The sequence below is a fragment of the Pontibacillus chungwhensis BH030062 genome, from assembly GCF_000770675.1.
GTDB classification, from domain to species: domain Bacteria; phylum Bacillota; class Bacilli; order Bacillales; family BH030062; genus Pontibacillus; species Pontibacillus chungwhensis.
In genome coordinates, this window is record NZ_AVBG01000003.1 from 295,195 (window position 1) to 321,214 (window position 26,020).

General features: G+C 41.7%; 22 protein-coding genes. 5 read left to right on the forward strand and 17 right to left on the reverse strand.

Annotation, left to right across the window (positions count from 1 at the left end):
- The first annotated feature begins 137 nt into the window (after positions 1 to 137).
- Together N780_RS06205 and N780_RS06210 are read left to right on the forward strand one after the other, a co-directional pair.
- Complete coding sequence (locus N780_RS06205) at positions 138 to 1,262, forward strand: methionine biosynthesis PLP-dependent protein (protein WP_036781456.1); 1,125 nt, start codon at positions 138 to 140, stop codon at positions 1,260 to 1,262.
- Between the two features lie 782 nt (positions 1,263 to 2,044).
- The gene (locus tag N780_RS06210) at positions 2,045 to 3,880 is read left to right on the forward strand and encodes a solute:sodium symporter family transporter (protein WP_052114911.1); all 1,836 of its coding nucleotides are present in this window, start codon (positions 2,045 to 2,047) and stop codon (positions 3,878 to 3,880) included.
- Positions 3,881 to 3,927: 47 nt separating this feature from the next.
- On the opposite strand, the gene N780_RS06215 is transcribed toward N780_RS06210, so the two are convergent.
- A complete protein-coding gene (locus tag N780_RS06215) occupies positions 3,928 to 4,338 on the reverse strand; it encodes a hypothetical protein (RefSeq protein WP_052114912.1) in 411 nt (136 codons plus the stop codon).
- A gap of 204 nt (positions 4,339 to 4,542) precedes the next feature.
- Here N780_RS06215 and N780_RS06220 point away from each other — a divergent pair, with 204 nt between their 5' ends.
- Positions 4,543 to 5,097 carry a CotY/CotZ family spore coat protein gene (locus N780_RS06220; protein ID WP_036781458.1) on the forward strand — a complete coding sequence of 185 codons (555 nt, stop codon included), beginning with the start codon at positions 4,543 to 4,545 and terminating at the stop codon, positions 5,095 to 5,097.
- Between the two features lie 236 nt (positions 5,098 to 5,333).
- On the opposite strand, the gene nhaC is transcribed toward N780_RS06220, so the two are convergent.
- Positions 5,334 to 6,734, reverse strand: coding sequence for a Na+/H+ antiporter NhaC (gene nhaC, locus N780_RS06225; RefSeq protein WP_036781460.1), 1,401 nt, complete (start codon positions 6,732 to 6,734; stop codon positions 5,334 to 5,336).
- 287 nt (positions 6,735 to 7,021) lie between these two features.
- Between nhaC and N780_RS06230 the strand changes: the two genes are divergently transcribed.
- Positions 7,022 to 8,470, forward strand: a complete 1,449-nt coding sequence (locus N780_RS06230) for a carbon starvation CstA family protein (RefSeq protein WP_036781464.1) — start codon at positions 7,022 to 7,024, stop codon at positions 8,468 to 8,470.
- Between the two features lie 307 nt (positions 8,471 to 8,777).
- Here N780_RS06230 and N780_RS06235 read toward each other — a convergent pair whose 3' ends face one another.
- The 14 genes from N780_RS06235 to N780_RS06300 all read right to left on the reverse strand — a co-directional run bounded on the left by N780_RS06235 (position 8,778) and on the right by N780_RS06300 (position 24,354).
- Positions 8,778 to 9,521: a divergent polysaccharide deacetylase family protein gene (locus tag N780_RS06235; protein WP_036781466.1), complete on the reverse strand. Its 744-nt coding sequence runs from the start codon at positions 9,519 to 9,521 to the stop codon at positions 8,778 to 8,780.
- Positions 9,522 to 9,675: 154 nt separating this feature from the next.
- Complete coding sequence (locus N780_RS19165) at positions 9,676 to 10,206, reverse strand: sporulation initiation factor Spo0A C-terminal domain-containing protein (protein ID WP_052114913.1); 531 nt, start codon at positions 10,204 to 10,206, stop codon at positions 9,676 to 9,678.
- 266 nt (positions 10,207 to 10,472) lie between these two features.
- Positions 10,473 to 13,673 carry a cellobiose phosphorylase gene (locus tag N780_RS06245; protein ID WP_332307806.1) on the reverse strand — a complete coding sequence of 1,067 codons (3,201 nt, stop codon included), beginning with the start codon at positions 13,671 to 13,673 and terminating at the stop codon, positions 10,473 to 10,475.
- 13 nt (positions 13,674 to 13,686) lie between these two features.
- On the reverse strand, positions 13,687 to 15,030 hold the full coding sequence (locus N780_RS06250) for a glycoside hydrolase family 30 protein (protein ID WP_036781469.1): 1,344 nt from the start codon (positions 15,028 to 15,030) through the stop codon (positions 13,687 to 13,689).
- A gap of 11 nt (positions 15,031 to 15,041) precedes the next feature.
- Positions 15,042 to 16,376: a GH1 family beta-glucosidase gene (locus N780_RS06255; protein WP_036781471.1), complete on the reverse strand. Its 1,335-nt coding sequence runs from the start codon at positions 16,374 to 16,376 to the stop codon at positions 15,042 to 15,044.
- A 17-nt stretch (positions 16,377 to 16,393) separates the two neighbouring features.
- A complete protein-coding gene (locus N780_RS06260; protein WP_084599379.1) occupies positions 16,394 to 17,272 on the reverse strand; it encodes a carbohydrate ABC transporter permease in 879 nt (292 codons plus the stop codon).
- A gap of 4 nt (positions 17,273 to 17,276) precedes the next feature.
- On the reverse strand, positions 17,277 to 18,170 hold the full coding sequence (locus N780_RS06265; protein WP_036781472.1) for a carbohydrate ABC transporter permease: 894 nt from the start codon (positions 18,168 to 18,170) through the stop codon (positions 17,277 to 17,279).
- Positions 18,171 to 18,274: 104 nt separating this feature from the next.
- Positions 18,275 to 19,615 carry an ABC transporter substrate-binding protein gene (locus tag N780_RS06270; protein WP_036781475.1) on the reverse strand — a complete coding sequence of 447 codons (1,341 nt, stop codon included), beginning with the start codon at positions 19,613 to 19,615 and terminating at the stop codon, positions 18,275 to 18,277.
- A gap of 217 nt (positions 19,616 to 19,832) precedes the next feature.
- Complete coding sequence (locus N780_RS06275; protein ID WP_036781477.1) at positions 19,833 to 20,843, reverse strand: LacI family DNA-binding transcriptional regulator; 1,011 nt, start codon at positions 20,841 to 20,843, stop codon at positions 19,833 to 19,835.
- 374 nt (positions 20,844 to 21,217) lie between these two features.
- Positions 21,218 to 21,382, reverse strand: coding sequence for a hypothetical protein (locus N780_RS06280; protein ID WP_198135834.1), 165 nt, complete (start codon positions 21,380 to 21,382; stop codon positions 21,218 to 21,220).
- 118 nt (positions 21,383 to 21,500) lie between these two features.
- On the reverse strand, positions 21,501 to 22,991 hold the full coding sequence (locus N780_RS06285) for an MDR family MFS transporter (protein ID WP_052114914.1): 1,491 nt from the start codon (positions 22,989 to 22,991) through the stop codon (positions 21,501 to 21,503).
- Positions 22,992 to 23,093: 102 nt separating this feature from the next.
- A complete protein-coding gene (locus N780_RS06290) occupies positions 23,094 to 23,411 on the reverse strand; it encodes a DMT family transporter (protein WP_036781482.1) in 318 nt (105 codons plus the stop codon).
- Positions 23,411 to 23,758, reverse strand: a complete 348-nt coding sequence (locus N780_RS06295; RefSeq protein WP_036781484.1) for a DMT family transporter — start codon at positions 23,756 to 23,758, stop codon at positions 23,411 to 23,413. The genes N780_RS06290 and N780_RS06295 overlap by 1 nt, the downstream gene beginning before the upstream one ends.
- A 2-nt stretch (positions 23,759 to 23,760) precedes the next feature.
- Positions 23,761 to 24,354, reverse strand: coding sequence for a TetR/AcrR family transcriptional regulator (locus N780_RS06300; RefSeq protein ID WP_036781487.1), 594 nt, complete (start codon positions 24,352 to 24,354; stop codon positions 23,761 to 23,763).
- 149 nt (positions 24,355 to 24,503) lie between these two features.
- Here N780_RS06300 and N780_RS06305 point away from each other — a divergent pair, with 149 nt between their 5' ends.
- Positions 24,504 to 25,196 (forward strand): hypothetical protein, encoded by a 693-nt coding sequence (locus N780_RS06305; protein WP_156969093.1) that lies wholly within the window; start codon positions 24,504 to 24,506, stop codon positions 25,194 to 25,196.
- Positions 25,197 to 25,298: 102 nt separating this feature from the next.
- On the opposite strand, the gene N780_RS06310 is transcribed toward N780_RS06305, so the two are convergent.
- Positions 25,299 to 25,715, reverse strand: a complete 417-nt coding sequence (locus tag N780_RS06310) for a universal stress protein (RefSeq protein WP_036781491.1) — start codon at positions 25,713 to 25,715, stop codon at positions 25,299 to 25,301.
- Positions 25,716 to 26,020: the final 305 nt, after the last annotated feature.

Here is a 26,020-nt window from a genome sequence, read left to right on the forward strand (position 1 = left end):
TCTGAAGAGCCTTTTTCTAATGCACAGAATGCGTTCATGCACTAAAGCACTGAAACGTGTCTGGCACCCTTTCACCCACTAAAGCATTGATGGGTGTCTGACACGCTTTACTATACTAAAGGAGTTGAAGGATACTTATGAGACGCTATCAGGTAGAAACAGAATTTGCACAGACGGGTAACCGCAGTGAGAGTACAACAGGAACGGTTAACCCTCCATTATATTTGTCAACGGCTTATCGTCATGCCGGTGTTGGTCAATCAACTGGATATGATTATGTTCGTACAGGAAACCCGACTCGTAATCTATTAGAGGATAAAATCGCTCAGCTTGAAAGCGGGCGTGAAGGATTTGCTTTCAGCTCAGGGATGGCTGCAATCCAAGCTGTCTTTTCAACCTATGAACCAGGTGATCATTTCATCGTAACTCAGGATGTGTACGGTGGTTCTTATCGTTTATTTGAAACACATTTTAAAAAGTTCGGACTTTCTTTCTCTTATGTGAGCGGTAGCAGTAAAGAGGAATTTGAAGCCTGTATCAACTCTAATACGAAAGGCTTCTTTATTGAGACGCCGACGAACCCACTTATGCATCAAGTAGATCTAGAAGAAATATCTGAGGTTGCTAAGAAACATGGGCTTCACCTTATAGTAGATAACACATTCTATACACCATATATCCAGCGACCAATTGAACTAGGTGCCGATCTTGTCATTCACAGCGCGACCAAATACATTGGTGGTCATAATGATGTTTTGGCGGGGCTAGTAGTCGCTCAAGATGAAGACATTTGCGCCTCTCTTCGTCTTGAACAAAATGGTTCCGGAGCTGTATTATCACCGTTTGATAGCTGGCTTCTTATGCGAGGGTTGAAAACACTCCCCCTTCGTATGAAGCAGCATGAACAAAATGCGAAAGAGCTTACCTCATTTCTATCGGACCATCCGCTTATTCAAGATGTGCTTTACCCAGGGCGAGGTGGTATGATTTCCTTCCGCGTTACTGAAGAAGCATTAGCTCCTAAATTATTAGAATATTTTGAGCTTGTAACATTTGCTGAAAGTCTCGGGGGCGTTGAAACCTTCATTACCTATCCAGCTACACAAACACATGCGGACATCCCAGAAGAAGTTCGTTCAAGTTACGGCGTCTGCAACCGACTCCTCCGCCTTTCCGTAGGCATCGAAGCAATCGAAGACCTAACAGCCGACTTCGAACACGCTCTTGAAAAAGCAAACCAAAGCCTAAGCACAACAACCTAACCAACCAAAAGTGCCAGGCACGCGGTATCCCTTTAAAGGAATAACGCGTGCCTGGCACCTTATGTGTCTTTAAAGCAGTAAAGGGTGTCAGACACCCTTTATTGATGTAATGCGCCAAAGCTTCATAGAGTGGTTAGATTTTGCCGCTCATGGTGGTGGCTATATCTGTTATAAACGGAGGGTAATCGATGTCTAGTAATATTTCGCAATAGTTATTAAACTTGAGATTGATTCCGAAAATCTGCAACACTTCCTCAGGTTGTCAGGTAGGAAGACTCTTTAACGGTTACGATTCGCTTAACACTTTCTAAAAGAAGAAGGATAAAAACGCAAACAATTGTTATTAATTCCTCTAGACAATTCTTCCATAGATCCCTTCATAATACTCAGGCTCATCCCCTGATAAAAAGATAGAGCAGCACCCCTGATCGGAGGGATGTTGGCTTTTTTTATCTGCTTCAATACGTAATAAGCGTTTCGTATTCCTTTCTCTTTAGAAAAACCTCCAAACCCTGCCACTACGCATACGACACGTATATCCAGCTGATTCCATGCATACTAGAGCACAAACACACTCCAGACCATATTCTTTTCATCTTTTTTCACTGTATGTTCACATGTAAAAATCGTAATAACCCCCAGAGGTTAAACATAAATTTAAAAACATTTCAAGTAGTAAAAAAGACCCATTTTATACAATAACTCGCATCTATATGTTTCTAATATACCTTTTAAGGAAATGAGAGGATTAAGTTATTATTTCAAAAAAGGATGGATGCGTTATGCAACAATCAGGACTTTGGCTCACAATCGTTTCTTGTATCTTATTTATGGCTCTTGTCGCTTACATATCTTACAAGAAGACAAAAGGGAGCACTTCAGATTCTGCTGGTTATTTCTTAGCAGGCCGCGGCTTAACCGGAACAGTTATAGCAGGTTCTCTCCTATTAACAAACCTTTCTGCAGAACAGCTCGTTGGTCTCAATGGACAAGCCTTTCGTACAAACTTAACGAACATGGCATGGGAAGTTACAGCTGCTTTTGCCATTGTACTTCTCGCTCTCTATCTCTTACCTAAATATATGAACGCGAATATTACAACTCTACCTGAGTTCTTAAGTAAACGTTTCGATGAAGGGGTTCGCCGCTACACCGTTATACTCTTTATGTTAGGGTATGTATTTGTCACAATTCCTTCCATGCTTTACTCTGGTGCCCTGGCAGTATTGAAGCTCTTTGACATTCCTTCATTACTAAACTTGTCTTATACACAATCGGTATGGCTCATCATTTGGGTCATTGGAATAATAGGTGCCATTTACGCTATTTTCGGCGGACTAAAAGCTGTTGCCGTTTCAGATACGATTAATGGAATCGGTCTCTTAATTGTAGGCGCAATTGTGCCAATATTAGGACTAATATCACTTGGAGACGGTGAACTTTTAAACGGGGTAAAAACGTTAACCACTGAAAATCCCGAGAAATTAAACGCAATCGGTGGCCCGGATGATTCTGTACCATTTGGCACCATCTTCTCAGGCCTACTATTTGCAAACATGTTCTACTGGGCAACGAATCAATATGTCATCCAGCGCACACTAGGTGCCGGAAGCTTAAAAGAAGGGCAAAAAGGGGTTATCTTCTCCGGTTTCTTTAAACTGCTTGTTCCTTTCTTTATGATGATTCCAGGTGTTATTGCTTTCCACCAATACGGAGGGGAATTACAATCGGTGGACTTAGCTTATCCGACACTTGTAGCAAACGTACTCCCTTCTTACTTAAATGGCTTTTTCTTAGCTGTTTTACTAGGAGCGGTCCTAAGTTCATTTAACTCATTGCTAAACAGTGCCTCCACGATGTTTGCATTTGACATCTATAAAACAAGTATTAATAGAAACGCTACAGATCAGCAGATGATCCGAATTAGTAAATGGGTAGGAACCCTTATCGCGTTAGCAACATTCTTTATTTCACCAATGCTTTTAAATGCACCAAATGGGTTATGGGATCTCATTCGTAAATTTACGGGGTTCTTTAACATCCCTATTATAACCATTGTGTTAATGGGTGTTTTAACGAAAAAGATTCCAGCCATTGCTGCTAAATCTGTGGTCATCTTCCACGTGTTTGCATATTACTTAATGGTATGGGGATTCGAACAGTTATTCGGACTAACCGTATCCATTCACTTTATCCACATCTACGGCATTCTATTTGCTACTGAACTAGCGATCATGCTTATTATTGGATTCGTCAAACCAAGAGAAACAGCGTATCAAATGCCACACAATCCTAGCGTAGAGATGACACCATGGAAATATGCCATGCCTACTTCGATCTTCTTGTTCGCCTGTGTCGGTCAAACATATATCGTATTCTCTCCTATCGGGGTGGCTTATACAGAAGGTATTGTATCCTCTTACTTCTGGCCAGCTACAGCAGCTCTTGCGGGGCTAACGGTAGTTTGCATGTTATTCAGCCTCAGAAGTTGGAATGAGAAGTATATGAAGTCCACATCTTCTACTCATTCTTTAAAACAAAAAGGTAAAGATCTTAAGGAACAATGGGGATCCTCTTCCTCAAGCGATGGAGTCTACTCCTCTCAAAACAGCAAATAATTTTCACCCAAAAAAGAGCGCTGACCCCACAAGGGACAGCGCTCTTTCTACTTAGATAAAGGTGAAGCATCCGTGACAGAAGACGTAGCGTCTTCTTTCCTACTTAAATAAATGCCTGCGATTAATAAGAATGTAGCGATGAGAAAGATGTACATCCCCGTTGAGGCGAGGTTAACTCGCTCCCCTAAAATGATGCCCGACTTACTTAGCATATAGGCTATGATGGATATAGAACCTCCGATCGCACTCCCATACCCCGTTAATAAGCGAATCGATCTCCTTCTTATCACTTGAAAGACAGGATACACGAAAAAAACTAAAAACATATATCCCTGCTGCTGAAAACCATTCTCTGATAAGATCCCTACATCTACCCATGTAAAGAAAAACGATAGAACGGCCATAGCCAATGCTAGTAAAATAAGTTTACTTCCCCTATTCATCGCATTTATGTTCACCTTGTTCCATCCCCTATCATTTTAGTTCCTTTTGCCTATTATACCTGAATTTACATTAAATACAAAATGCATTCAACAACTAGACGTTTTAATAGGGTACAACCGTACATTTTAGTAGTACTAGAGACAAACCCCTATACCAAATATAGTGAAAAACATACTCTATTAGTACCTTCGGGTAATAAATAAAAAGGAGTTGAGTGTATGAGTTGTTGTGGTAAATCGGGTACTAACCGTTGTGTATGTGATAAAGTAAGAGAAATCGCAAGAGTACAAGACGCTGTAGATCGTGACTGCTGCGAAAGTGGTTCATGCCACCGTGCTATAGAGGACCTTGTTTCCCCTACCGGCGGCGATGGAAGAGACACGATTCCGTTCGTCCTTCTATGCGGATGTGAAAACACATTTGCTGGCTTGTTACCTTACTTCGCGTGGGGAGTTAAGAAGTTTAATGGCTGTTCTGGCCTTTATCCTTCTCCATTCTTCCGTGTGAAGCGATTTGTTGAAGGCAAGCGTTGTTGTGCGATTTTAGAACTTCTTTACCCTGAAAAATGCAGCGGTTCTTTGTTCAAATATAGTAACTTCTTCCGTACAGGCATCTGTGTAGAAGTCGACTTAAGTAATTTCACAGGCATCACTTGCTTCCATCCTGTAGCTGCATTAAATGCAAGCGAAGCAGACATGGACGCTGGTGCTGAGTTGGTTCAACAATTAAAATCTGACCCTTCTATGATGGGTTCACTATCTTCGGATAACTAATTGAATACCCATATTTCTCCTTTCTTTAATATACGGAACTGGCAAACCTCTCCCCTGGTTTGCCTTTTTTATTTAATAGAACACCAAATCACTTCTTCACATTAAAGGAAAGAAGCGTGCCAGACACCCTTCTTCACGCTAAAGCACTAAACGGTGTCTGACACCCTTCTTTCCTTTAAAGTTGTATATGAAAAAAGCCTGTCCCAATAGGGACAGGCTTTTTAGGTTGATGTTTATTATGCGGATTGTGTTGCTTCGTTTGAATCTTGGTTCTTCCACATAAACTTGCCAGTATAGCCGTAAATAAGCGCAATAATGATAGAAACAAAGCTCATCCACATAAACGGTAGATAAGAGAACGTTGATATACCAAGTGTTGCGGCCATAAAAATTCCATTATCTGACCACGGCACCATACTTGAAGTCATTGTTCCTCCCACTTCTGTGTTACGACTCAATGTGTCGCGTCGGTATCCTAATTTATCATAACTTCTTTCCATAATCTTAGGCGTTAAAATCAGCGATACATACATGGCACAGCCAAATACGTTCGAGAAGAATCCGACAAGTAGTGTTGAAGAAGTAAGGCTACCAGCAGATTGAATCTTATTAATGAAAGCGTCCATTATGACCTGAAGTACTCCAATCTTCTCAAGCAAACCGCCAAATCCTAAACCAAAGATAATCACAACGATTGAACCAAGCATACCGCTAATTCCGCCGCCAGCTAGTAGCTCATTGATGAAATCAATATCTGACGTAATATTGAAGCCGCTGTACGCTGTGCTAATCGCATCAGCAAGCCCCATACCCTGAAAACCAATTGCCCAAATAATACCAAGCAATGCACCAAACGAAATGGTAGGAATAGAAGGCTTCTTCATAACTAGTAAACTAATAACAATAACCGCCGGCAATAACATAAAGCCGTTAATGTTAAATACATCTGTTAACGAAGCCATAATGGAGTTTACTTTATCAAGATCAGCTTCGCCGCCTCCATACATAAACCCTGCGATCGTAAACAAGATACCTGTAATGATAAAGGCCGGAACGTCTAAATAAAGCATCGACTTCACGTGCTGAATCACGTTTACTTTCGACATTGAAGCTGCTAAAACTGTACTGTCCGATAAAGGAGACAGTTTATCTCCAAAGTAAGCACCAGAAAGAATAGCACCAGCGACCATCGGTAAAGGCATTCCAAGACCTTCCCCGATCCCCATCATTGCAATTCCGGCTGTACCTACTGTGCCCCAAGAAGTTCCTGTTGCAAGGGCCGTAACAGAACAGATCACGAGCGTTGCTAGTAAGAAGATGGAAGGATTTATAAACTCTAAACCATAATAGATGAGTGTCGGAACAACACCACCAGCAATCCACGTCCCAACTAACGCCCCAACTGCTAAAAGAATCAGAACCGCTTCAAGTCCATTTGAAATTCCTTTAATCATAGCGGCTTGTAAATCATCATACGTATATCCAACTAGCAACCCTAGTCCAATGACAACAAATAATGAAATAAATAATGCCAACTGAATCGGCAATTCATAGATTGTAAATGAAAATACAATCGCTAAAAAGATAGCTAAAACACTAATAACCTCAAGAAATGAGGGTAATCTTGCTTGCCCCATTTTGATCCTCCTCCACAAAAAAGCCCATCCCCGTTAAAGAAGGACGGCAACTTCGTATAAAAATTCACTTATATCGAGGAATTATACCATAAGATAGAGCAACAAGAATCTACTTTTTAAAGGAAATATAGATTTTTATCATTGAAAGCACTTACATTCATCAAGGCTCCTCCCTTTTCCCTAAGAAAAATAAGATAAAAAATGAAATTTTCAGAAAAAGGGTTGTGTATGTATAACAATCCGTATAGAATACGTCTTACATTCAATTTTCGAGAGGAGGCTAGGCGATGGTTACATTTTTTGCATCCATCATGTTACTACTATTAGGTTATTTCGTTTATGCAAAGGTGGTGGAACGAATTTTTGGGATTAACGATGAATCCCAAACCCCCGCTTACACAAACAACGATGGCCTTGACTATATGCCCATGAGCTGGTGGAAAGCGAGTTTAATTCAACTCTTAAACATCGCCGGCCTTGGACCGATCTTCGGCGCAATAATGGGAGCTCTATACGGACCAGTTGCTTTTATCTGGATCGTAGTGGGATCCATTTTTGGAGGAGCGGTTCACGACTATTTCTCAGGTATGTTATCCATACGACATAACGGAGCTCAGTATCCTACGATTGTAAGAAAGTACTTAGGAGAATACGCTAGTTCCATCATCAACATCCTATCAATCGGACTTATGATTTTAGTGGCTGCGGCTTTCACAGCAGGACCAGCCCAACTTATGGCTGAGGTGACACCACTTGGATTTATGGCATCACTACTTGTGATCTTTGCTTATTTCTTACTAGCAGCCGTTTTACCAGTAAACAAAATCATCGGAAAAGTCTATCCTTTATTCGGTGCCATCTTAATCTTCATGGCCGTATCAATCGGAATCGGACTATTTTTCTTTGATAATCCAATTCCAAACCTAACCGTACAAAACTTACATCCAGACGAACTGCCGATGTGGCCACTACTTATGGTTACTGTTTCTTGCGGTGCAATCTCAGGGTTCCATAGTACACAAAGCCCGATCCTAGCCCGTACACTGAAAAAAGAAAGCGAAGGTCGTAAGGTATTTTTTGGCGCAATGATTGCAGAAGGGGTAATCGCTCTAATATGGGCAGCTGCGGGTATGACATTCTTCGGTAGTACAGGCTCGCTACAAGCCGCTCTTGACGCCGGTGGCCCAGCAGGTGTTGTAAACGAAATCAGTACTTCCACCTTAGGAGCATTTGGCGGCGTACTTGCCGTAATTGGTGTCATCATCCTTCCTGTTACAACAGGAGACACAGCACTTCGCTCTTCCCGTATGATGCTTGCAGATTTAATTGGAAGGATTCGCAAGAAGGAGCTAGCAGGTGGTAAACTAAGCACACTGTTCTTAATCATCCCTGTTGCTCTTCCTACATTCTTCTTAACACAAATTGATTACAGTTTCCTTTGGCGTTATGTAGGCTGGTCTAACCAGGTTGTTGCAACCGTCATGCTATGGACCGCGGCCATGTATTTACTACAAAATCAAAAGTTCCACTGGATCTGCTCCCTACCAGCCTTGTTCATGACAGCAGTAGTAAGTACCTACATCTTCTACGCGCCTGAAGGTTTCGGACTATCTTACACCGCGTCCATGATCATCGGCTCCCTCTTCTGGCTAGCCGTAGCAGCGTGGTTCGTGATCCAGATCTTGAAACAAAAAATGCACAAACCTGTCGTAGACGTAAACCGTCACGCAAGTTAATCTAAACAAGCGCACCCCATTAGCAAAGCATAGACTAGAATGAGCTAGAGTAGAGAAAAAAGGTGTCAGAATCCCAATTGAAATAAGGGATTTGGCACCTTTTTTATGGCAAGTTTAACACCGCTCCTTAAGTTTGTTAGGAACTATGCAGATATTTCGTATGTTTTCGTTACTGCAAATATGGAAAAGGCGGGCCTGGAAACCTGCTTACCGGTTGAGGAGGCTCACCAGCTCTCCCCACAGGAAAGCGAGTAGTTTTCCGGACCACCTTACTCTAAACCAAAGTTAACGGAAACCATTCCTCTTATCACGGCAAAAGATCAGACAAGGGAACAATATCTGCCTTACTTTTAAATATCGGAATAAATTCGCTCAGAACAGATACCATCTTCTCACCCGCAATTCCCACATGCCCAATAGCAATAAGATCCTCTTCCTCCACTAACTCCTTCTCCACTCTCTTTGCCTGCTTCTTCATATGCTCAATCGAATACACGTGATCTAAAAAGATTTCATTCTCTAAATAAGGCACACCTAATTCAGTTGCCAACTCCGGGATTACACTACTTCCAGTAGTTTTACTGTCCAAATAGTAAAGGCCATGATTCTTACACTCTTCAAGGACAATCCGCATTACCCGTTCACTTGCCGTTGCTTTAGACCCCATGTGATGGTTCATCCCCACTGCATGTGGAACAGCATGAATTGCATCGTGAACGCGTTTTCTAATCTCTTCATCTGAAAGGTCTGTCGTAATCGCCCCAGGGCCCAGCCAACTTCGCTTCCCTTTCATAGGCTCCATCGGCATATGAACGATGACTTCATGTCCCAAGTAATAGGCACGCTCCGCATCTTCAGCAGTCGTCGGCATAAATGGCATAACAGCAACAGTCAATGGCACAGGGAGTTCTAACATTGCGTCAGTTCCTCCCATATCATTTCCGAAATCATCGATCACAATGGCAAGCTCTTTCTTAGGCTCCACTGCCCACGTAGTTGTCGCACTCCCCCATCCGATTAACAACACTAAAGCACATACAATCATTCTCATAACCATCTCGCCTTTCCAGGTATAGTTCCTTTATCTTTTGCGAGACAGTTCAATTACATTCACTTCAGGCATAGAATATGGTTTCACCAGGGAATTCCACTTAATCCCTAAAGGAAATATAAAAAGACCGCTCCGGGAGCGGTCTTTTCACAAACTACATATTCACTTCCTGATAAAGGACACGTTCACCTGTACGATCTTTATGAATCTTGTCCACCAGTAGTGTAATGAGTAATCGGTTAGAAGGTTTTTGTTCGAATACGTGTTCAGGGCATTCAAGCCATTGAGAAAACAACTTTTCGCTGCCTCGCTTCCATGCTTGTTCGATTGCATGACGAATAGCGCGTTCAACTCGGCTCGAAGTTGTTCCATAAGCGTTGGCGATCTCCGGATAAAGAGCCTTTGTCATCTTCTGTAAATACATGGGGTCTTCAAAGACAAGTGTGGCAGCCTTTTGAATATACTTGTATCCCTTTATGTGAGAAGGGACTCCGATCCGTTGCAAATAATGAATGATAAGCCCACTTACCGGAACACCTTCTAGTTCCTCTTTAGACCCTGGATCACTTGATTGATTATGTTTAAGACTTTCCACTTCGTCTTCTAGTTCTCTAACTTTTGTTTTCAACCCTTGCATATCGTATAGTAGCTGTTGTACAACTGTTCGAATTTGATGTTCTGTCATAATCTAACCCTTTCTAACCTCTTTGTACACTAGTTCAAATGTTTTAGATATAATGAACCATACATTTCCTCAATGTTCCATATAACAAAACTGATACCATTTTATCATATTTTATGTAAATGAAGTGTTGTTTTTCCATTATAATTGCAAATTTACACTAAAAACATCTTTATTTTTATCTTCATCTATATATACGACGTTAGCACCAATAAGTTTCAGATAAATCAAAAAAAAGAGCTCATAAAGAGCTCTTTCTTTACTTAACGTTATGCAAGGTAGACCGTAATCGAAGTGGCTTTCCCTTCTCTTATCGCTTTAGCATGCGATCCCTCAATATCTGGTCCTTGAAGGGTTACACGTTCACCATCCTGATAACTAATGACACTTTGCTTGATGGTTACTCTGTCATCCCCAAATGTATCTTTTCGCTCAGGATTGATATAGGTCACTTTCGTATGACCTAAGAACGTAAACGATACTTCACCATCTTCTGTAAACAACTCACCCTGAAGTATTGGAGAGAGCGCTAAACATAATTCGCCTTCTTTCATAATGAAAGGACCTTTCCCCATCATCATGTATTTCCACATACTTAAGAATTCAGCCGTTGATCCGCTTAACCTGGCTACAAATCCTTGACCATGCAAGGTAGGATCAGGATTGACGGAACTTGCAATGAAAGAAGAATTCTCGAGTGTGCTTCTTCCATAAATGGCAGGATCTAAGAAAGGCACTAAGCTATCATGCATTTCTTCATAAAATTTATCGTACAGACCTGCTTTCAGTAAAGATAGCAAATATTTATACGACATATGAAGGAAAACAGATTCGCGTTCTAGCCACCCTGGAGTGAAAGCTTTGATTCGGCCAATTTCATTCGATTGCCCTTCTAAACTCACTGAGGTTTTAAACATATGAATGTCTTGATCATAGAGATCACTCTGACGAACGAGACTGTGGAGGTCTTCTGCATCGTTCATCACTTTCATGGCACGTGCAGGCCCTTCAAGAAATGCAGGCAATACGTGTGTTTCCCACCGCTTCACATCTACACGATCATAACCATCTTGCCCCTTACTTCCGTCAATCACCTCATAATCAGCAGCTTCATAATAGAAGTAAGTTGGATAAAGACCTTCACCGAAGCTCTTAGCCTTTTCAATCCCTCTTTCAACTTTATTTAAGAAATGGGTAAAAGCTGTAAGGAGATGCTGATGGTCTACAGTTTCTTCCTGACCATCAATTCCGAAATGGACAGACTCTCGGTATTCCTCACGCAGAGAAGCAACCCGGTCCCAATATTGGATGTCCGTTATCTCTTTATCCTCCCACAGGCGCACATTTTCGTACACTCCATGCAGAAGTGAATGCATCTCTACAGGAATGCGTATTCCTTCTTCAACACGTTTCAATGAAGAAACGAGGAAAGTAAGGAGTCTTTTCAGTTCAAATGTTTCACTCATACCGGAACCTACCAGACCAGGTAATCCGTTTAATGCATCATTCCATCCTGGTTTATTCGCCTCCATCTCAACGCCCATCCCCTCAGCATCTAATAGAGAGAATTTATTAAGGGCTAATGATGCGAGCTTAACGATTAACGTTGTTTCATAAATATCGCCTGAGCCATGATTCGTTCTTAACCAGTTGGTGTCATTTCGATTAATGCCTAATCGCGTTTCCTTCTCCTCATCCTCATGAACAGCCCCGTATTGTCGTACACCCTTTGGCGTTAACACATACTTCTCTTTTCTAGGGGAAATACGAACTGGACTATCGAAGAATCGATAACGCTCTTCGTCAAACAGCAGGGTGTTTACTTGATCTGGATAAATCGATAAATAATTATCAATCAGATCCATGTTATACGTCCAGTGGTCTACCCAGTATCCTTCACCGAAACTTGCTTCCATTCTTTGTTCAGCATGACCGAGAACTAAAGCAAACGCGTCTTCCGCATCTTGCTTCAGCGTAACCGCCTCGTCTTTTAAGAATGTCATTAACTTCCCAGGAGTGAAAGGTTGATCTAACAATCCATCCAACTCTTTTTGCTTATTTACACCTGTTGCTTTGATGATTTCAGCTTTATCTTCACTACCCACCTCAAATTGGCATCCTTCTACTAACAAAGGGTTATACCCATCTGCTTGGATAAAGTTCATAAACATCCGAACATTAAACGAACCGACTTTCGGGTTGAAGTAGAGGTCGTTACGGCGATTCTGATTCATATCCCTAAAGTTTCCATTACCTTGAGAGTAGTACTCAGGAGCTAGCTTGAAGAAGTTATAATCCCTTTCCAGATCTCCATGCTTTCTTGAATATACATGATAAATGAAGCCCTCTCCTCCATTATCTAAAACTAGAGGTAAGCCGCCCCGAAGGACATTATCAAGGTAACTTTGGCGGCAGTACTGGTCGAATATCGGAGACGACGTCTTCGTTTGAATCGTACTTGTTAAATCTTCCGCAAGTTGTCTGGCTTCTTGTTGTTTCTGATTGATAAATTGTGTTTGTGTAAGCGTATCTCGTTTTCTATGAATCTTCTGAGAATCTGATACGTGTCCAATTAAGGTGTTAAGAGGTAATGTCCCCCCCTGATCTAGCGTTTTCTTCACAGCTGAGAAACCACATGGAACTTTATTGGTCGCACGCTGTACGGTACCTAGAAGTTCATCAATATTATGCGTCAGGAATCGTTCCGGGAATTGCAAGGACTGCTCGCTTCCAAAGATTACATTCGCATCTATAATAGGAGGCAACACGACCTCATCATCCGAGAATGATAGATAAAAGTGCCCTCCCTCTACCTCACGTACTTCTGCAACGTCTTCCATACTCGCCCGAACTTTATAATAAGGGATTCGACTCTCCAGGTTAAAGACTTCCATCCAACTGCGCGTCAGATTTCCTACTTCTTTATAAGCAGCGTTCGTAACCCCGTATGGAAGAATTTCAGGCAAGCCATCAATGACCTCAATGTCTCGCTTCTCAGTTCGCAAATTCACAATCTCTACACGTCGTACTAGAGCGGCAAAATCCTCGCCAGGCATTGTAAAGTAAACAACATTCACTTGAATCCCATGCCCGTTATGAATTTCCTGGATCTGAAGCTCATTCGCTTCGACAGTCATTTTGCGCTCGACAGTGTCCACCCCTGCTCTCGGGGAGAACGGTTCATAAACCTCGCCATCACACTTGATAAACGTACGAAACCCTGTATTTGTAACATTTTTGTAAGCAATGGAGGCTGGTGAGAACTCCATAATTGGGGTATCCTTATCCTGTATACCAAAGCTACAGATCCCCTGTCCCCTGTTCACATAAAAAGCCCACATCGGGATTCCGTCCAAACCTGCTATGCCAGGTAAAAAGCTTGAAAAAGGCTTTGCTTTATCATATTGAGCGACTTCGAATCGATTCAACTCATCAAAGCCATATGTTACCCCTTCCATCATACTCTCCATGAAAACCTCTCCTTTACTGTGCATCTTGTTCCCAAACGTACGTCGCGATGGCATGAGGCGGAAGTTCCCCATGGAAGCCTTCATGTCCCCGATTGACCGTAAATTCCTCACCCTTATCGGATTCATTCATCACAACCATTACGAGCGAACCATCCTCATTTAAGAAAGCTGTAGACTGTAGTGATTCATGGCTCATTTCAAGCCCCACCCTTATAGCTCCAGGACGTATGTACTTACTAAAGTGACCAATATAATAGAAGGAACTGTTATAATGAACCTCACCTGTTTTCGTATCAGCGATAATCGGAGCATCACACAGATTCCCTACATGGTTTGGTCCTCCTTCTTCATTTAAGACCATATTCCAATCGATATATCCTTCTGTCCAATTGTTAAGATCACCAATCATATTGCGGCCATAGCGTTCACCTGTAAACCATTCTCCAAGCTTCACGCCACCTTCCTGGCATCCTTCTGTAAACAATAAATGCTTATCTGGGAATCGGTTGTGCACTTCCCCAACATTTTCAAACGCTTCACTTACGTACCAATGGAATCCAGTGCCCCATACATACTTAGCAGCTTCAGGGTCTTCTAATATCGTGGAAGCTCTCTCGACCATAATATCGCGATTATGATCCCAAATAACAAGTTTCAAATCTTCTAATCCTACACTTACAAGGGTTGGTCCGAGGTGATTTTTAATGAAATCACGTTCTTCTTCGGCTGAATAAATACAAGAGTCCCATACCTGGACTGCTGCTGGTTCGTTTTGAACGGATAATCCCCAAATATCAACTCCAGCTTCGCGGAATGCATGAACAAACTTCGCGTAATACTTCGCCCACGCATCTCTGTACTGTGGCAAAAGCTTTCCGCCGTTATTCATCTCTCCGTTACTCTTCATCCATGCCGGAGGACTCCAAGGAGAAGCGAGCAGGCTGATTTCTCCACCCTTTTCCTTCATTGCATCCTTAACAAGAGGAAGGACCCATTTGTGCTCTCGTTCGATTGAAAATGTAGTAAGTTCTTCGTCTCCCTCTTCCACATACGTATAGTTCCCAAGAGCGAAATCACAGCTATGGATCGCCACTCTTCCAATCGTATACCCTAGCCCTTCTTCTGGGTGGAAGTAGTTTTTGATGACTTCATCCCGTTTTTCTGGAGAGATTTGACTTAATGTGTAGGCTGCTGCTTCTGTGAAGGCTCCCCCGAAACCGAGAATCTTTTGATACTTTTCATCCGTTTGAACAGTAAGATCCCCCTTCTCGTTGAAATCAACGAGAGGGAGAGATTCTATTTCAGTTAATCTATCTTCAGTATCTTTAGATGTTAAAATAGCTCGAACCTTTGACATGTTTCTCCTCCTTATATGGTTCTTGATCTCACAATATCCGTGTAGCGTTTGGCGCTATCTTTGACGTAACGGTTTTGTGTTTCAAAATCGACATATGTGATGCCAAATCGCTTATCGTATCCGAATGCCCACTCGAAATTATCAAGAAGTGACCATAAGTAGTATCCTTTAATATTCATGCCTTCTTCATTCAGGTCTGCAACGGCTGTCAGGTGTTGTTCGACGTATCCTTTACGTCCCTCGTCGTGAACAGATCCATCTGGCTCTAGCACATCATCGAATGCAGCTCCATTTTCTGTGATGAAAATCGGCAATGTTGTGTATTCTTCACGAACCCGGTAAATCAGTTCTTTAAATTCATTTGGCGAAATGTCCCAACCCATTCCTGTTTTTTCATAATCAGATGGAGCCGGCTGGAATGTTAAAGGATTTTCACTAGACGCTTCGATCAGAGCACGATTGTAGAAGTTGATGCCAAAGAAATCACATGGTATTGAAATCGATTTCAAATCGCCTTCTTTAATGAATTCAAACTCACAGCCGTTGTTGCCATATAACGTCTTCATGTCTTCCGGATAGCTTCCTTTGAAAACAGGATCTATAAACCAGCGATTCAAATAACCATCATAGGCTTGAGCTGCTGTGTAATCTTGAGTTTCCACGCTAGCCGGGTAAACCGGTGACATATTTAGTGTAATACCAATCGGTTTCTGCATTTGCAACGTCTCTTTATACAGCTCAACCGCTTTTCCGTGAGACAGTAGAAGGTGATGCGCAACTTGTAAGGACTCTTGTAAGTTCTGATGACCTGGTGCATGAACGCCTTCATAGTAACCTAGCATCGCTACACACCACGGCTCATTATGAGTAATCCACATATCGACTACATCGTCTAATTCTTCAAAACATTTCTCAGCATATTCTAAGAACCAATTAATACTTTCACGATTAGTGAAGCCGCCTTTTTCATACGCCCATTGAGGGAGGTCCCAGTGGTAAAGCGTAACGAAAGGGCGAATGCCTTCTTCTTTTAATCGAGTAGCCAAACGTTTGTAAAACGCCATTCCCTCAGGATTATATTGACCTTCATGAGGAAAAATTCGTGGCCACGCAATTGAAAACCGATACGAATCTACGCCAAGACTTTTTATAATTTCAATATCTTCTTCAAAACGGTGATAGTGATCACATGCAACTTCTCCTGTATCTCCGTTGTGAACCTTACCTGGTGTCATGGAGAATGTATCCCAAATCGAAGGAGTACGACCCCCAACTGATGCGGCTCCTTCAATTTGGTAGGAAGATGTCGCTGTTCCGAAAATGAAATCTTCTTTAAATCGCTGCATATTGTAACCCCTCTTCTTTATCCTTTAATTGATCCTGCTGAAATACTACTAATGATATATTTAGAGAAGAATAGAAACGCGATCATGATTGGTACAACAGAAATCGCAATCCCTAAATACATAGAACCTAAGTTTGTAGCTACTTGTGATCCTTTTAAGAACCCCATTAAAACCGGAAGCGTATACTTCTCTGGTGAGAATAAGACAACCAATGGAACGATGTAGTTGTTCCAAGAACCGATAAATGTAAAGATCGACATCGTCGCAACCGCTGGCATCATAATTGGTAACGCCACAGTGTGGAAGATTTTTAATTCCCCTGCTCCGTCCATACGAGCTGCTTCAAGTAAAGAAGGGTGAAGCGTCGTAGATAAATACTGACGAAGGAAGAACACCACAAATGGACTTGCAATAGCTGGTACAATTAGCGGGATGTACGTATCAAGTGTTCCAATCGCATTGTTTAACTCATAGAAACCGATTAACCCTAGCTGTCCAGGTACCATCATCATAAGAAGCATGAAGATAAATAGTAGATTCTTTCCTTTAAATTCATAGACTGCAAATCCAAATGCCGTTAAAGCTGAGAAATAACCACTTAGAACCGTAACGGACACTGAAACAATTAAGCTGTTCTTAAATCCGTTCCAAATGTTCACATAATCCATCATGGTGCGGTAGTTCTCAATAAGAGCACTTCCAGGAAGGAATGAGAATCCACCCAGAATGGCTTGGTTTTCACGTGTTGCGTTGATGATCATCATATAGAAAGGAACGATGCTGATGATCGTTAGTAAGATCAACAGTGTGTAAATCGCCTTTCTGGAGAAACTTCTTTTCTTCTTCAACCCTTGTTTGTTAACGGGCACGTTTAATGACTTTTTCTCAGTTTTCATCTCGTTACCCCTCTTTCTTCGCGTTAGTTCGATACATGGATCGGAATGTAACTACAGAGAATATTACAGTGATCAGGAACAATGCATATGCAATGGTTGCTGCATATCCGTAGTTGTTATAGCGGAATGCTTGGTTATATAGATAAAGAACCATTGTGTTCAAGGACCCTTCAGGTGCCCCGAGACCATCTGTTATTAACATCGGCAGATCAAACAACTGTAAACCACCGATAAGTGATGTAATCATGACATAAAGCATAATCGGTTTAAGTAAAGGCAATGTAATGTGTACAAAAGTCTGCCACCTGTTCGCTCCGTCAATTAAAGCCGCTTCATAGAGTTCACCAGGAATCCCTGATACTCCGGCCATAAGAACGATAAAGGTGTAACCAAACCACATCCACGTTAAGATCAGCGCTACAGAAATTTGAGCTGTTGCCGGTTCGTTCAACCAATTAATAGGATCAGAGATAAGACCAATTTTCATTAAGAACATATTGATCGAACCATGCTGCCAATCAAGCATTATGTTAAATAGAATCGCTACTGAACTGATCGTAATCAAGTTAGGTAAGTAAAATACGGCTCGGAAAAATCCGATCCCTTTAATGCGATAGCGTAAATCAGAGAACAGGGCTGCAAGGAACAACGCGATTCCAAGTTGCAACGCAAAGTTTAATCCCCAGATTTTCCAAGTATTGATAAAGGCTTCTAAAAAGTAGCCATCAGTTAAGATTCTTGTATAGTTCTCGAGTCCAATGAACTCCGGCTTTCCATACCCTTCATACCTCGTAAATGTGTAATAAAAGGTCAGCAAAACAGGATAGATATTAAAAACGAGAAAGATCGCGAAAAATGGTGCGATAAAATAATACCCTTTGTGGTTTAACTTCTTCATTGGTATCCCTCTCTCTATCAGACTATCTACATAAGTGCCTTAAATAGAATAGAGGTAGTCGCAGTCCACTCGGGAGACCGGACTACCTCTTCTATCATTGCTCTTTATGGTGTCTTAATTTCCGGATAAGCATTTTTCACTTGCTTGTAGAATTCTTCAATCGCTTCTTCTTTCGTCTTCTTACCATCAACATACTCAAGTACCTGAGCTCCAAGAAGTGTATCAATTTGCTGATCATACTTCGTTACGATGCCTGGCTCGATCTTTTTCGCTTGATCTAGGAAGAACGTGTAGTTGTTTTGTCCATTTAGGAAAGGCTCGCTGAATTCGTCTTTGATTTTCTCGTTAACAGGTTTGTAAGATAGAACGTCACCTGTTTCTTTCGCCCAATCAGTTAAGAATTCTTCATCATGCGTCATCATTTGTACGAAGTCCCAAGCTAGATCTTTCTTTTCAGATCCGCTATAGATACCAATCCAAGTTCCACCCCAGAAATAAGGTACTGGACCAGTTGTTACGCCCCAGTCACCTGAAGTGTCTTCAGCATTAGGCTTCAACACACTGTGAAGACCCCAAGTTGGTAGTGCGTAAGAGAATACCTCTGTCTTGTCGCTTGCTGCTGCATCTTCATCTACTTCTTCCCAGCCGCCGTTATAAGCAATCGGACCACTCATAGAAGCATTCCAAGAAGGAGACCATTCTGGTGCAAATGCTGTATAGTCTTTCTCTCTTAATTTCTTCGCGTGATCAAAGTAGTTCAGTTTCGCGTCTGTCATAATCAATTCATCATCTTCATTTACCCAAGGCTGTGGATCTTCACCTTTTGCAAACCAACGAATCGCACCTTCATCAGGGAACAAGCGGTAACCTTCAGCTTTTAACTGCTCGCCAACTTCAAAAAGTCCATCCCATGAAGACATCATTTCACCTAACTGATCTGGATCATCTGTACCTAGCACTTCTTTTGCGATGCTACGTTTGTAGAAAATACCACCTGGTGTTGTTTGCCAAGATAACGCTTTCACATTACCTTCAGAATCTTTCCCTAAATCGTATACATAGTCAATGTAGTCACCTTCCAACTCATCCGCATTGTAAGGCTCTTGAGATAAGTTTTCCCAGTAATCGCGATCTGTCCACTGCTTCAAGAATGCAACCTCACCTGTGAAAACATCCGGTGCTCCAACTCCGCTTTCTAAAACTGGCTTAAGCTTTGTAGGATAGTCCGCAATCGGAACAATCGTTAATTCAACTTTTACGCCATTCTTTTCTTCAAACGTCTTGATCGGCTCTTTCAATTCATCTGTGAACGACCATACTTTCAGCACATCGTCATCTGCTTCATCTCCATCACCTGATGCAGAACCAGAATCAGAACACCCAGCAAGTAGGCCAACTCCCAATATTAACGTCAACAATAAAGACCAACTCAACCTCTTTTTCATCTTACTACCCCCTATAAAGATTTTATTAAAAAGGTACAATGACCTTCTCCTAACAAGTGCGCGAAACCGGTTTCGGGATGACTAAAAAAATATAATACCACTTGCTCGCGAAACCGCTTTCGAAAAGGCTAAAAAAATATAAGATCATTTCTACACGAAACCGCTTTCGTTTCTTTTTAGAAGAGCCTTTAATGATTTCATTAAAAGCCTCCCTTGCTTATGCAACAGGACCCGTACTCTTACGAATGATTAATTCTACCGGAACCTGGGTACATGCTACGTAACTCTCTTTGCAATCAATTTGCTTTAATAATAGTTTGGCAGATTCTTGACCTATTAGATCGGTTTGTTGACGAATAGTAGTTAAGGCTGGATGGATATACTGAGCAAGTTCGATATCATCATAACCAACTACTGATAGATCCTCCGGAACCCGCAACCCTTGCTCGTTAATGGCATTTATGGCGCCCATGGCCAAGCTGTCTCCTGCTGCATATACAGCAGTTGGTCGCTTTTCCAATTCAAGCAACGACTTCATAGCTCTAGCGCCGCCTTCTATTGAAAAGTAATCCCCATTCACAACGTACTCATCAGGTACTTCAAGATTTAATGCTTTCATAGCTTGATAGAACCCTTTCTTACGTTGCTCCCCTGCAAAAGTTGATTCATGGCCAGCTATATGAGCGATTCGAGTATGCCCTAGCGACTGCAAATGGTCAACCGCAAGTCGACTACCTTCATAGTTATCAGAATAAACGACACTCGACTGGTCACTACTCATATCAATGACAACCGTCGGAATCGGATCTTCAATCAATTCCTTCACCTGTTCGTCATCATATGTGGAACAAACAATGACAACACCATCGACACCTCGATACCTAAAATGATCTAAGTAACTTTTCTTCTGATTACTAATGTTTCTTGATACAAACAGAAGATCGTAACCTTCTATTTCTACCTCTTGCCTGAAACTTTCAATTACTGCATTAAAGAACGGATGTTTTACTCCGATCCCTAACGATTCGATGAACACTACACCAATCGTCCAAGATTTTTTAGTCGTTAACGTTCTCGCATGAGAATTTGGTAAATAATCCATTTCCTCCACTGCAGCTTTAATCGCTTTCTTCGTCTTTTCACTTACATCTGAATAATTGTTTAATACTTTTGAGACAGTTGTTACTGAAAAACCTGTCTTCTTTGCAATATCATAGATTGTAACCATAAGGTCCACCTCTTACTTTCGAAAGCGCTTTCGTTACTTGTATTATAACCATCGTCCTCTTCTAAAAGCAACCCATTTTCTGAAAATTTTTTGGGCTTTTTTCTATTTGTCACGATTTAGACTTTTTTGTTGATCGTGGGAGTTTAGACTTATAGATGATGTGAAGCTGTTTTTGAATGGTACGTGTATGTCTTACTTTATAGGATCAGGTTGGAGGTCCGATCTGATTTGAGGCCAGCGTTGGGTGGTGAGTGGCGGGTAGTGGTGGCGGGGACTGTTCAGCGGCTGGGCAGGAGTGTGGAGCTTGAGCCGGTGTCCGCCCAACTTGAGCCGTCGGCGGCGAGACTTGGGCCGTTTTGGCTTTACTTGAGCCGTTAAGCCCTTACTTGAGCTGTTTTTTTCGCTTCTTGAGCCGAATTTTTCTTTACTTGAGCCGGTTCACCTCCTACTTGAGCCATCAGCGGAGTTACTTGAGCCGTTCTTCCCTCACTTGAGCCGCCGCGCCCCAACTTGAGCCACTGCGCCCCAGTCTGAGCCATTCCTCCCCCACCCACTCGAGCCGTCCACCATGATTCACTAATCTCCCGTTCCACAAAAAAAAGCAGTTCCCCTTAGAGCATACACACCCTAAACGGAACTGCTTCAACATCTATTCAATTATTTCGCTTCTGCCTGCACATCAGTTGCAACTTCTTGCTCAGGAGTAGCGCGTTTTACAAATAACGTAACGATAAATGCTGCAATAGCAAAGAAGAAGACAACCCAGTACACCAACTCAACACCTGATACGAGTGCTTCTGCTTGGGTACTTGCGTTAGTCGGGTTCGCGGCATTTTCTAGATATGCATTTTTACGGGATGTCATGATTCCGATAAAGACCGAGATTCCAATTGCGCCTGATACGGGTTGAAGTGTGTTCATAATGGCTGTTCCATGTGGATATAGGTGCTTTGGTAACTGGTTTAGTCCATTAGTTTGGGCTGGCATCATAATAGCCGATACGGATAACATCAATAATAAATAACACACGACAATGTAAGGAATGGGTGTATCAAGACCGATGCGGCTGTAAGCAAACATCGTTCCACTTAATACAACTGTCGCTGGGATCATCAGTTTTCGCGGGCCATATTTATCAAACAGCTTCCCCATAATCGGTGACATTAAGCCGTTCAGCAAGGCACCTGGGAGCAAAATAAGTCCAGCGGTAGCTGCCTGTAGTCCAAGTGCTCCTTGCATATACATAGGCAGGATAATTTCTGATGAAAACATAGACACCATAATGATGACAAACATTGTTAGTCCGAGAGTGAACATCGGATAACGGAATACGCGCACGTCTAAGATTGGTTCCTCTAACTTCAGCTGACGGAATGTGAACACGATCAGAGAAATAACGCCAACAATAATAGAAAGATAAACCTTCGGAGCAAGGAAGCCTGCATCTCCTTCGCCTGCTAGACTAAAGCCTAACACGATACCGCCGAAACCTATTGTCGAAAAGACAATGGATAGGATATCAAGTTTTGGTTTCGTCACTTCTCCTACGTTTCGCAAGAATTTAAGAGCAAACGCGATTGAGAACAACGAGAACGGGATGACAGATATGAATAAATATCTCCATCCTAAGTGTTCAACGATGATCCCTGATAGTGTCGGGCCAATCGCTGGTGCGAACATAATGACAAGGCCGACTGTTCCCATCACCGCACCGCGTCGTTCCGGGGGGAAGATTAATAGGAATGTGTTAAAGATAATCGGAATTAGCACACCTGTGCCGACTGCTTGTAATATGCGCCCTCCAAGTAGGATGGGAAATGTTGGAGCTATTGCGCAAATGGCAGTACCAATCGTGAAGATCGTCATGGTCCCTATAAACATTTTTCTTGTTGTGAAAGATTGAATTAATAGTGCCGAAATGGGCGTCATAATTCCCATTACAAGCATGAATCCTGTCGCCATCCATTGAACGGTCGGTTCATTTACGGAAAAACGGTCCATGAGCGTTGTCAGGGCAATGTTCAGTAACGTTTCATTTAATATCGCAAAAAACGCCCCGATGATTAGCGTAACCATCACGGGCATAACTTTAAAGTTCGGATCATTGGCCAGAAACTCATAGCGCTCGTTTTGTTTTGTTTCGTCCATGATGTCGTCTCCTTTTATCTGTGTATTCCAAGTGACTATTGTAATACATCTTTTACGTTTTGTGTTCCCTCACGCATTCATATTTGTGAGAACTTTACATGATTATGACGTTGTCACCTTCAAACCAACAATTCCAACGACAATCATCGTGATAAATAGAAGTCTTATCCACTCTCTCGATTCACGAAAGAAAATCATGCCAATTAGTACCGTTCCAACAGACCCGATTCCTGTCCAAATTGCATATGCTGTTCCGATCGGTAGCGTCTCGATCGCTTTTGATAATAAATAAAAGTTAATGATGCCAGCAACTAACATCAGGAACACATAGCCTTTATTCTTAAATCCGTCCGCAAGCTTCAAGAAAGTAACCCCGGACACTTCTGCTATACCTGCAAAAATTAATTGAATCCATGCCATTAGTGGTTCACCTCACTTGCTTCTGGATCCTCTTTTTCGGTCACTTTAAGTCCTATAATTCCTGTTATAAGAAACAGAATAAAAAAGACTTTTAAAACACTAATCAACTGAGGCTCTGTAATAAACTCAATTAGTACCGCCCCAACAGTCCCGATCCCTGTAAACACGGCATATGCTGTCCCGACTGATATGAATCGCATAGCTTTAGATATCAAAAAGAAGCTGACCACAATTAATACAATTGTAATCAGGCTCGGAACCATTTGAGTAAACCCTTCTGAAAGTTTCATCGTAAAGACCCATACAACTTCTATTACTCCGGCTATAAGTATATACGTCCAAGCCATACTTACCCCTCCTCTACTTTAGGAGCGAACGAACGCCACGTCATTTTTTTGACTGCTTCGACCCGTTCGTTAAATTCGTTCTCATCATAATAACTGTACTCTACAAACAATCCATCCACGATGCATAAGATCATCGCAAGTCCGGTATCAAGATCAATGTCACTGATTTCCTTCTCCTCAATGGCTACTTGCAGTTCTGTTTCTAATAATGCGTTAAATTGTTGCTCATACTCTAGTAATTTCGCTTTTAACCCTTCTCGAAACGCTTCGGGTGGAAACAAGGTCATCCTTCTCCACAACGTAGCATTTACATCATTTTCTTTATAAAAATGCACGTGCTGATCTATCATAAAATGAAGCCGCTCACGGAAACTGAGTTGTTGAACCTCTTTCATTCCTTTTGAAAACTTATCAATTTCATCTTGGTAAGCGCGATCAATGACAGCCCAGAAAATCTCTTCCTTATTTTTGAAATGGGAATAGATTGATGCCTTTTTCATCCCTACTCGCTCCGCTAACTCTGAGAGTGCTGTTCCTTCATAACCTCTAGAAGCAAATAAGGTTAACGCTTCTGATAGAATTTTATCTTTACTCACTTTCAAACCTCCAATACTACCTAACGTTCGGTAGTTAAATTGTATATCGCTCTAATTATTTGGTCAAGTCACACCTTTATGGTTTAATTTGCTAAAAAAAAGGTAAAGTCCTAAAGATACACTATACCAAAAAGAACGCGAGTGACACTATGACCGAGATCTTATTGAACCATATTCCTTCTTCATTGCTACATATCTTAACAGCTATGATCCTGACTCATTTATTCTTTTACCGACACACCATGTCGTACGCTAGAAGAATCGGAACCATTTTCCTTGGTGGCGGACTCGTGATGATTATAGATGTGCCGAAGTTAATAGGCAATGTGTCTACTCACTCTCTACTTTTACTTCCATTCACAAGTCTTGCTTTAGCACTCTTAACATACAAGCTCTTGCCTTTTACTTTTTTCAGAAGATGGATTGGCATCGCGCTACTATTACTTATTGCAGGGATCGGGATTGATTATTTGGGAAACGGGGCTCATCTTTTCTATCCTATAAACGAACATAATTTAGAGTACCCTCTTATTAAAAGAGACCTTTGGCTTCTCGGAGGCTTAGTATTGCTCACCCTCTTCTCTCTCTCGCAAAAGCTTTACGGGTGGAAATGGGTCGTAAGCGGTCTGATGATTCTTTGCCTTTTACTCGGGTGGAAAGCCTACTCGAAGCAACAGCTGCAACAAACTCTTGATCATCGATACTCAGATGAAGAAGTGGTCAGAATTACGACACAACCTGCTGCTTACGTAGGCTACAAATGGCGGTTCACTGTGTACACCTTAAATGATGTGTCTTACGGAGAAGCCATTGGTGGAGAAATTACAGAACTACATGAATAAAATTCCCCCGGTTGACCTCGGAGGATACTCACTTATTTTTCTTATGAGTTCACACGTAAAAAAGTCATCCTTCATATGGGATGACTTCTTTACGTTACGTTCTTATTTAATCACCATTACAGGCGCATCCACTCGCTTCACCACTTTGTGGCTGACGCTGCCAAGAATCATTTCTTGCAGGGCATTGTGACCTCGGCTGCCGATCACGACGCAATCGTAGTCGTTCTCGTTTGCGTGCTCTACAATGGTTGGGCCTGGTTCACCGTGTAGGATGTGAGTTTTAAAGGAAATGCCTTCTTGTTCTAAAACCTCTTGAACCGACCTTGTCTTTTCTTTACGCTTTAGTTCAATTTCATATTCGCTCATATTATGAAGAACGTCTTCTTTTGATTTGTTTCCGTCCACCACATAGACGATCTCAACTGTTCCACCAAACTGTTTGGCTAAGGCTGCCGCATGCTTTGTGGAGCGCACAGAATGTTCAGATCCATCTGTTGCTAGTAATATTCGTTTATACATTGTCTTCACCCTTTTTACGATCAAGTAGATTAGTGTGATTGTTGTATGATTTTCAATCCTAGTGGTAAGGTACCTCAATAATAAGTGCGTGAAACATAGACCTGCACTCGTTAGACAAATTCCCTATCTACATGTATAATGTTTCTGTTTCTCAAATTCTGTGAGATAATAGAGTTTTGAAACCTAAGACATTTGGTAAAATAAAAATAAGAACACAATTGACTCAAAATTATGATAGTTCGCTTGCTGGTTGTTTACTACCCTCAAATGGACTACTATAGGAATAGCGATTTTTTTAAAAGGAG

Excerpts from the sequence above, each read along its gene's own strand:
- N780_RS06210 (WP_052114911.1), top strand. The coding sequence starts at position 2,045 with ATGCAACAATCAGGACTTTGGCTCACAATCGTTTCTTGTATCTTATTT.
- N780_RS06270 (WP_036781475.1), bottom strand. The coding sequence starts at position 19,615 with ATGAAAAAGAGGTTGAGTTGGTCTTTATTGTTGACGTTAATATTGGGA.
- N780_RS06265 (WP_036781472.1), bottom strand. The coding sequence starts at position 18,170 with ATGAAGAAGTTAAACCACAAAGGGTATTATTTTATCGCACCATTTTTC.
- N780_RS06295 (WP_036781484.1), bottom strand. The coding sequence starts at position 23,758 with ATGGCTTGGACGTATATACTTATAGCCGGAGTAATAGAAGTTGTATGG.
- N780_RS06275 (WP_036781477.1), bottom strand. The coding sequence starts at position 20,843 with ATGGTTACAATCTATGATATTGCAAAGAAGACAGGTTTTTCAGTAACA.
- N780_RS06285 (WP_052114914.1), bottom strand. The coding sequence starts at position 22,991 with ATGGACGAAACAAAACAAAACGAGCGCTATGAGTTTCTGGCCAATGAT.
- N780_RS06245 (WP_332307806.1), bottom strand. The coding sequence starts at position 13,673 with ATGGAGAGTATGATGGAAGGGGTAACATATGGCTTTGATGAGTTGAAT.
- N780_RS06205 (WP_036781456.1), top strand. The coding sequence starts at position 138 with ATGAGACGCTATCAGGTAGAAACAGAATTTGCACAGACGGGTAACCGC.
- N780_RS06305 (WP_156969093.1), top strand. The coding sequence starts at position 24,504 with ATGACCGAGATCTTATTGAACCATATTCCTTCTTCATTGCTACATATC.
- nhaC (WP_036781460.1), bottom strand. The coding sequence starts at position 6,734 with ATGGGGCAAGCAAGATTACCCTCATTTCTTGAGGTTATTAGTGTTTTA.
- N780_RS06250 (WP_036781469.1), bottom strand. The coding sequence starts at position 15,030 with ATGTCAAAGGTTCGAGCTATTTTAACATCTAAAGATACTGAAGATAGA.
- N780_RS06220 (WP_036781458.1), top strand. The coding sequence starts at position 4,543 with ATGAGTTGTTGTGGTAAATCGGGTACTAACCGTTGTGTATGTGATAAA.
- N780_RS06260 (WP_084599379.1), bottom strand. The coding sequence starts at position 17,272 with ATGAAAACTGAGAAAAAGTCATTAAACGTGCCCGTTAACAAACAAGGG.
- N780_RS06280 (WP_198135834.1), bottom strand. The coding sequence starts at position 21,382 with ATGGCTCAGACTGGGGCGCAGTGGCTCAAGTTGGGGCGCGGCGGCTCA.
- N780_RS06310 (WP_036781491.1), bottom strand. The coding sequence starts at position 25,715 with ATGTATAAACGAATATTACTAGCAACAGATGGATCTGAACATTCTGTG.
- N780_RS06255 (WP_036781471.1), bottom strand. The coding sequence starts at position 16,376 with ATGCAGCGATTTAAAGAAGATTTCATTTTCGGAACAGCGACATCTTCC.
- N780_RS06290 (WP_036781482.1), bottom strand. The coding sequence starts at position 23,411 with ATGGCATGGATTCAATTAATTTTTGCAGGTATAGCAGAAGTGTCCGGG.
- N780_RS06235 (WP_036781466.1), bottom strand. The coding sequence starts at position 9,521 with ATGAGAATGATTGTATGTGCTTTAGTGTTGTTAATCGGATGGGGGAGT.
- N780_RS19165 (WP_052114913.1), bottom strand. The coding sequence starts at position 10,206 with ATGACAGAACATCAAATTCGAACAGTTGTACAACAGCTACTATACGAT.
- N780_RS06230 (WP_036781464.1), top strand. The coding sequence starts at position 7,022 with ATGGTTACATTTTTTGCATCCATCATGTTACTACTATTAGGTTATTTC.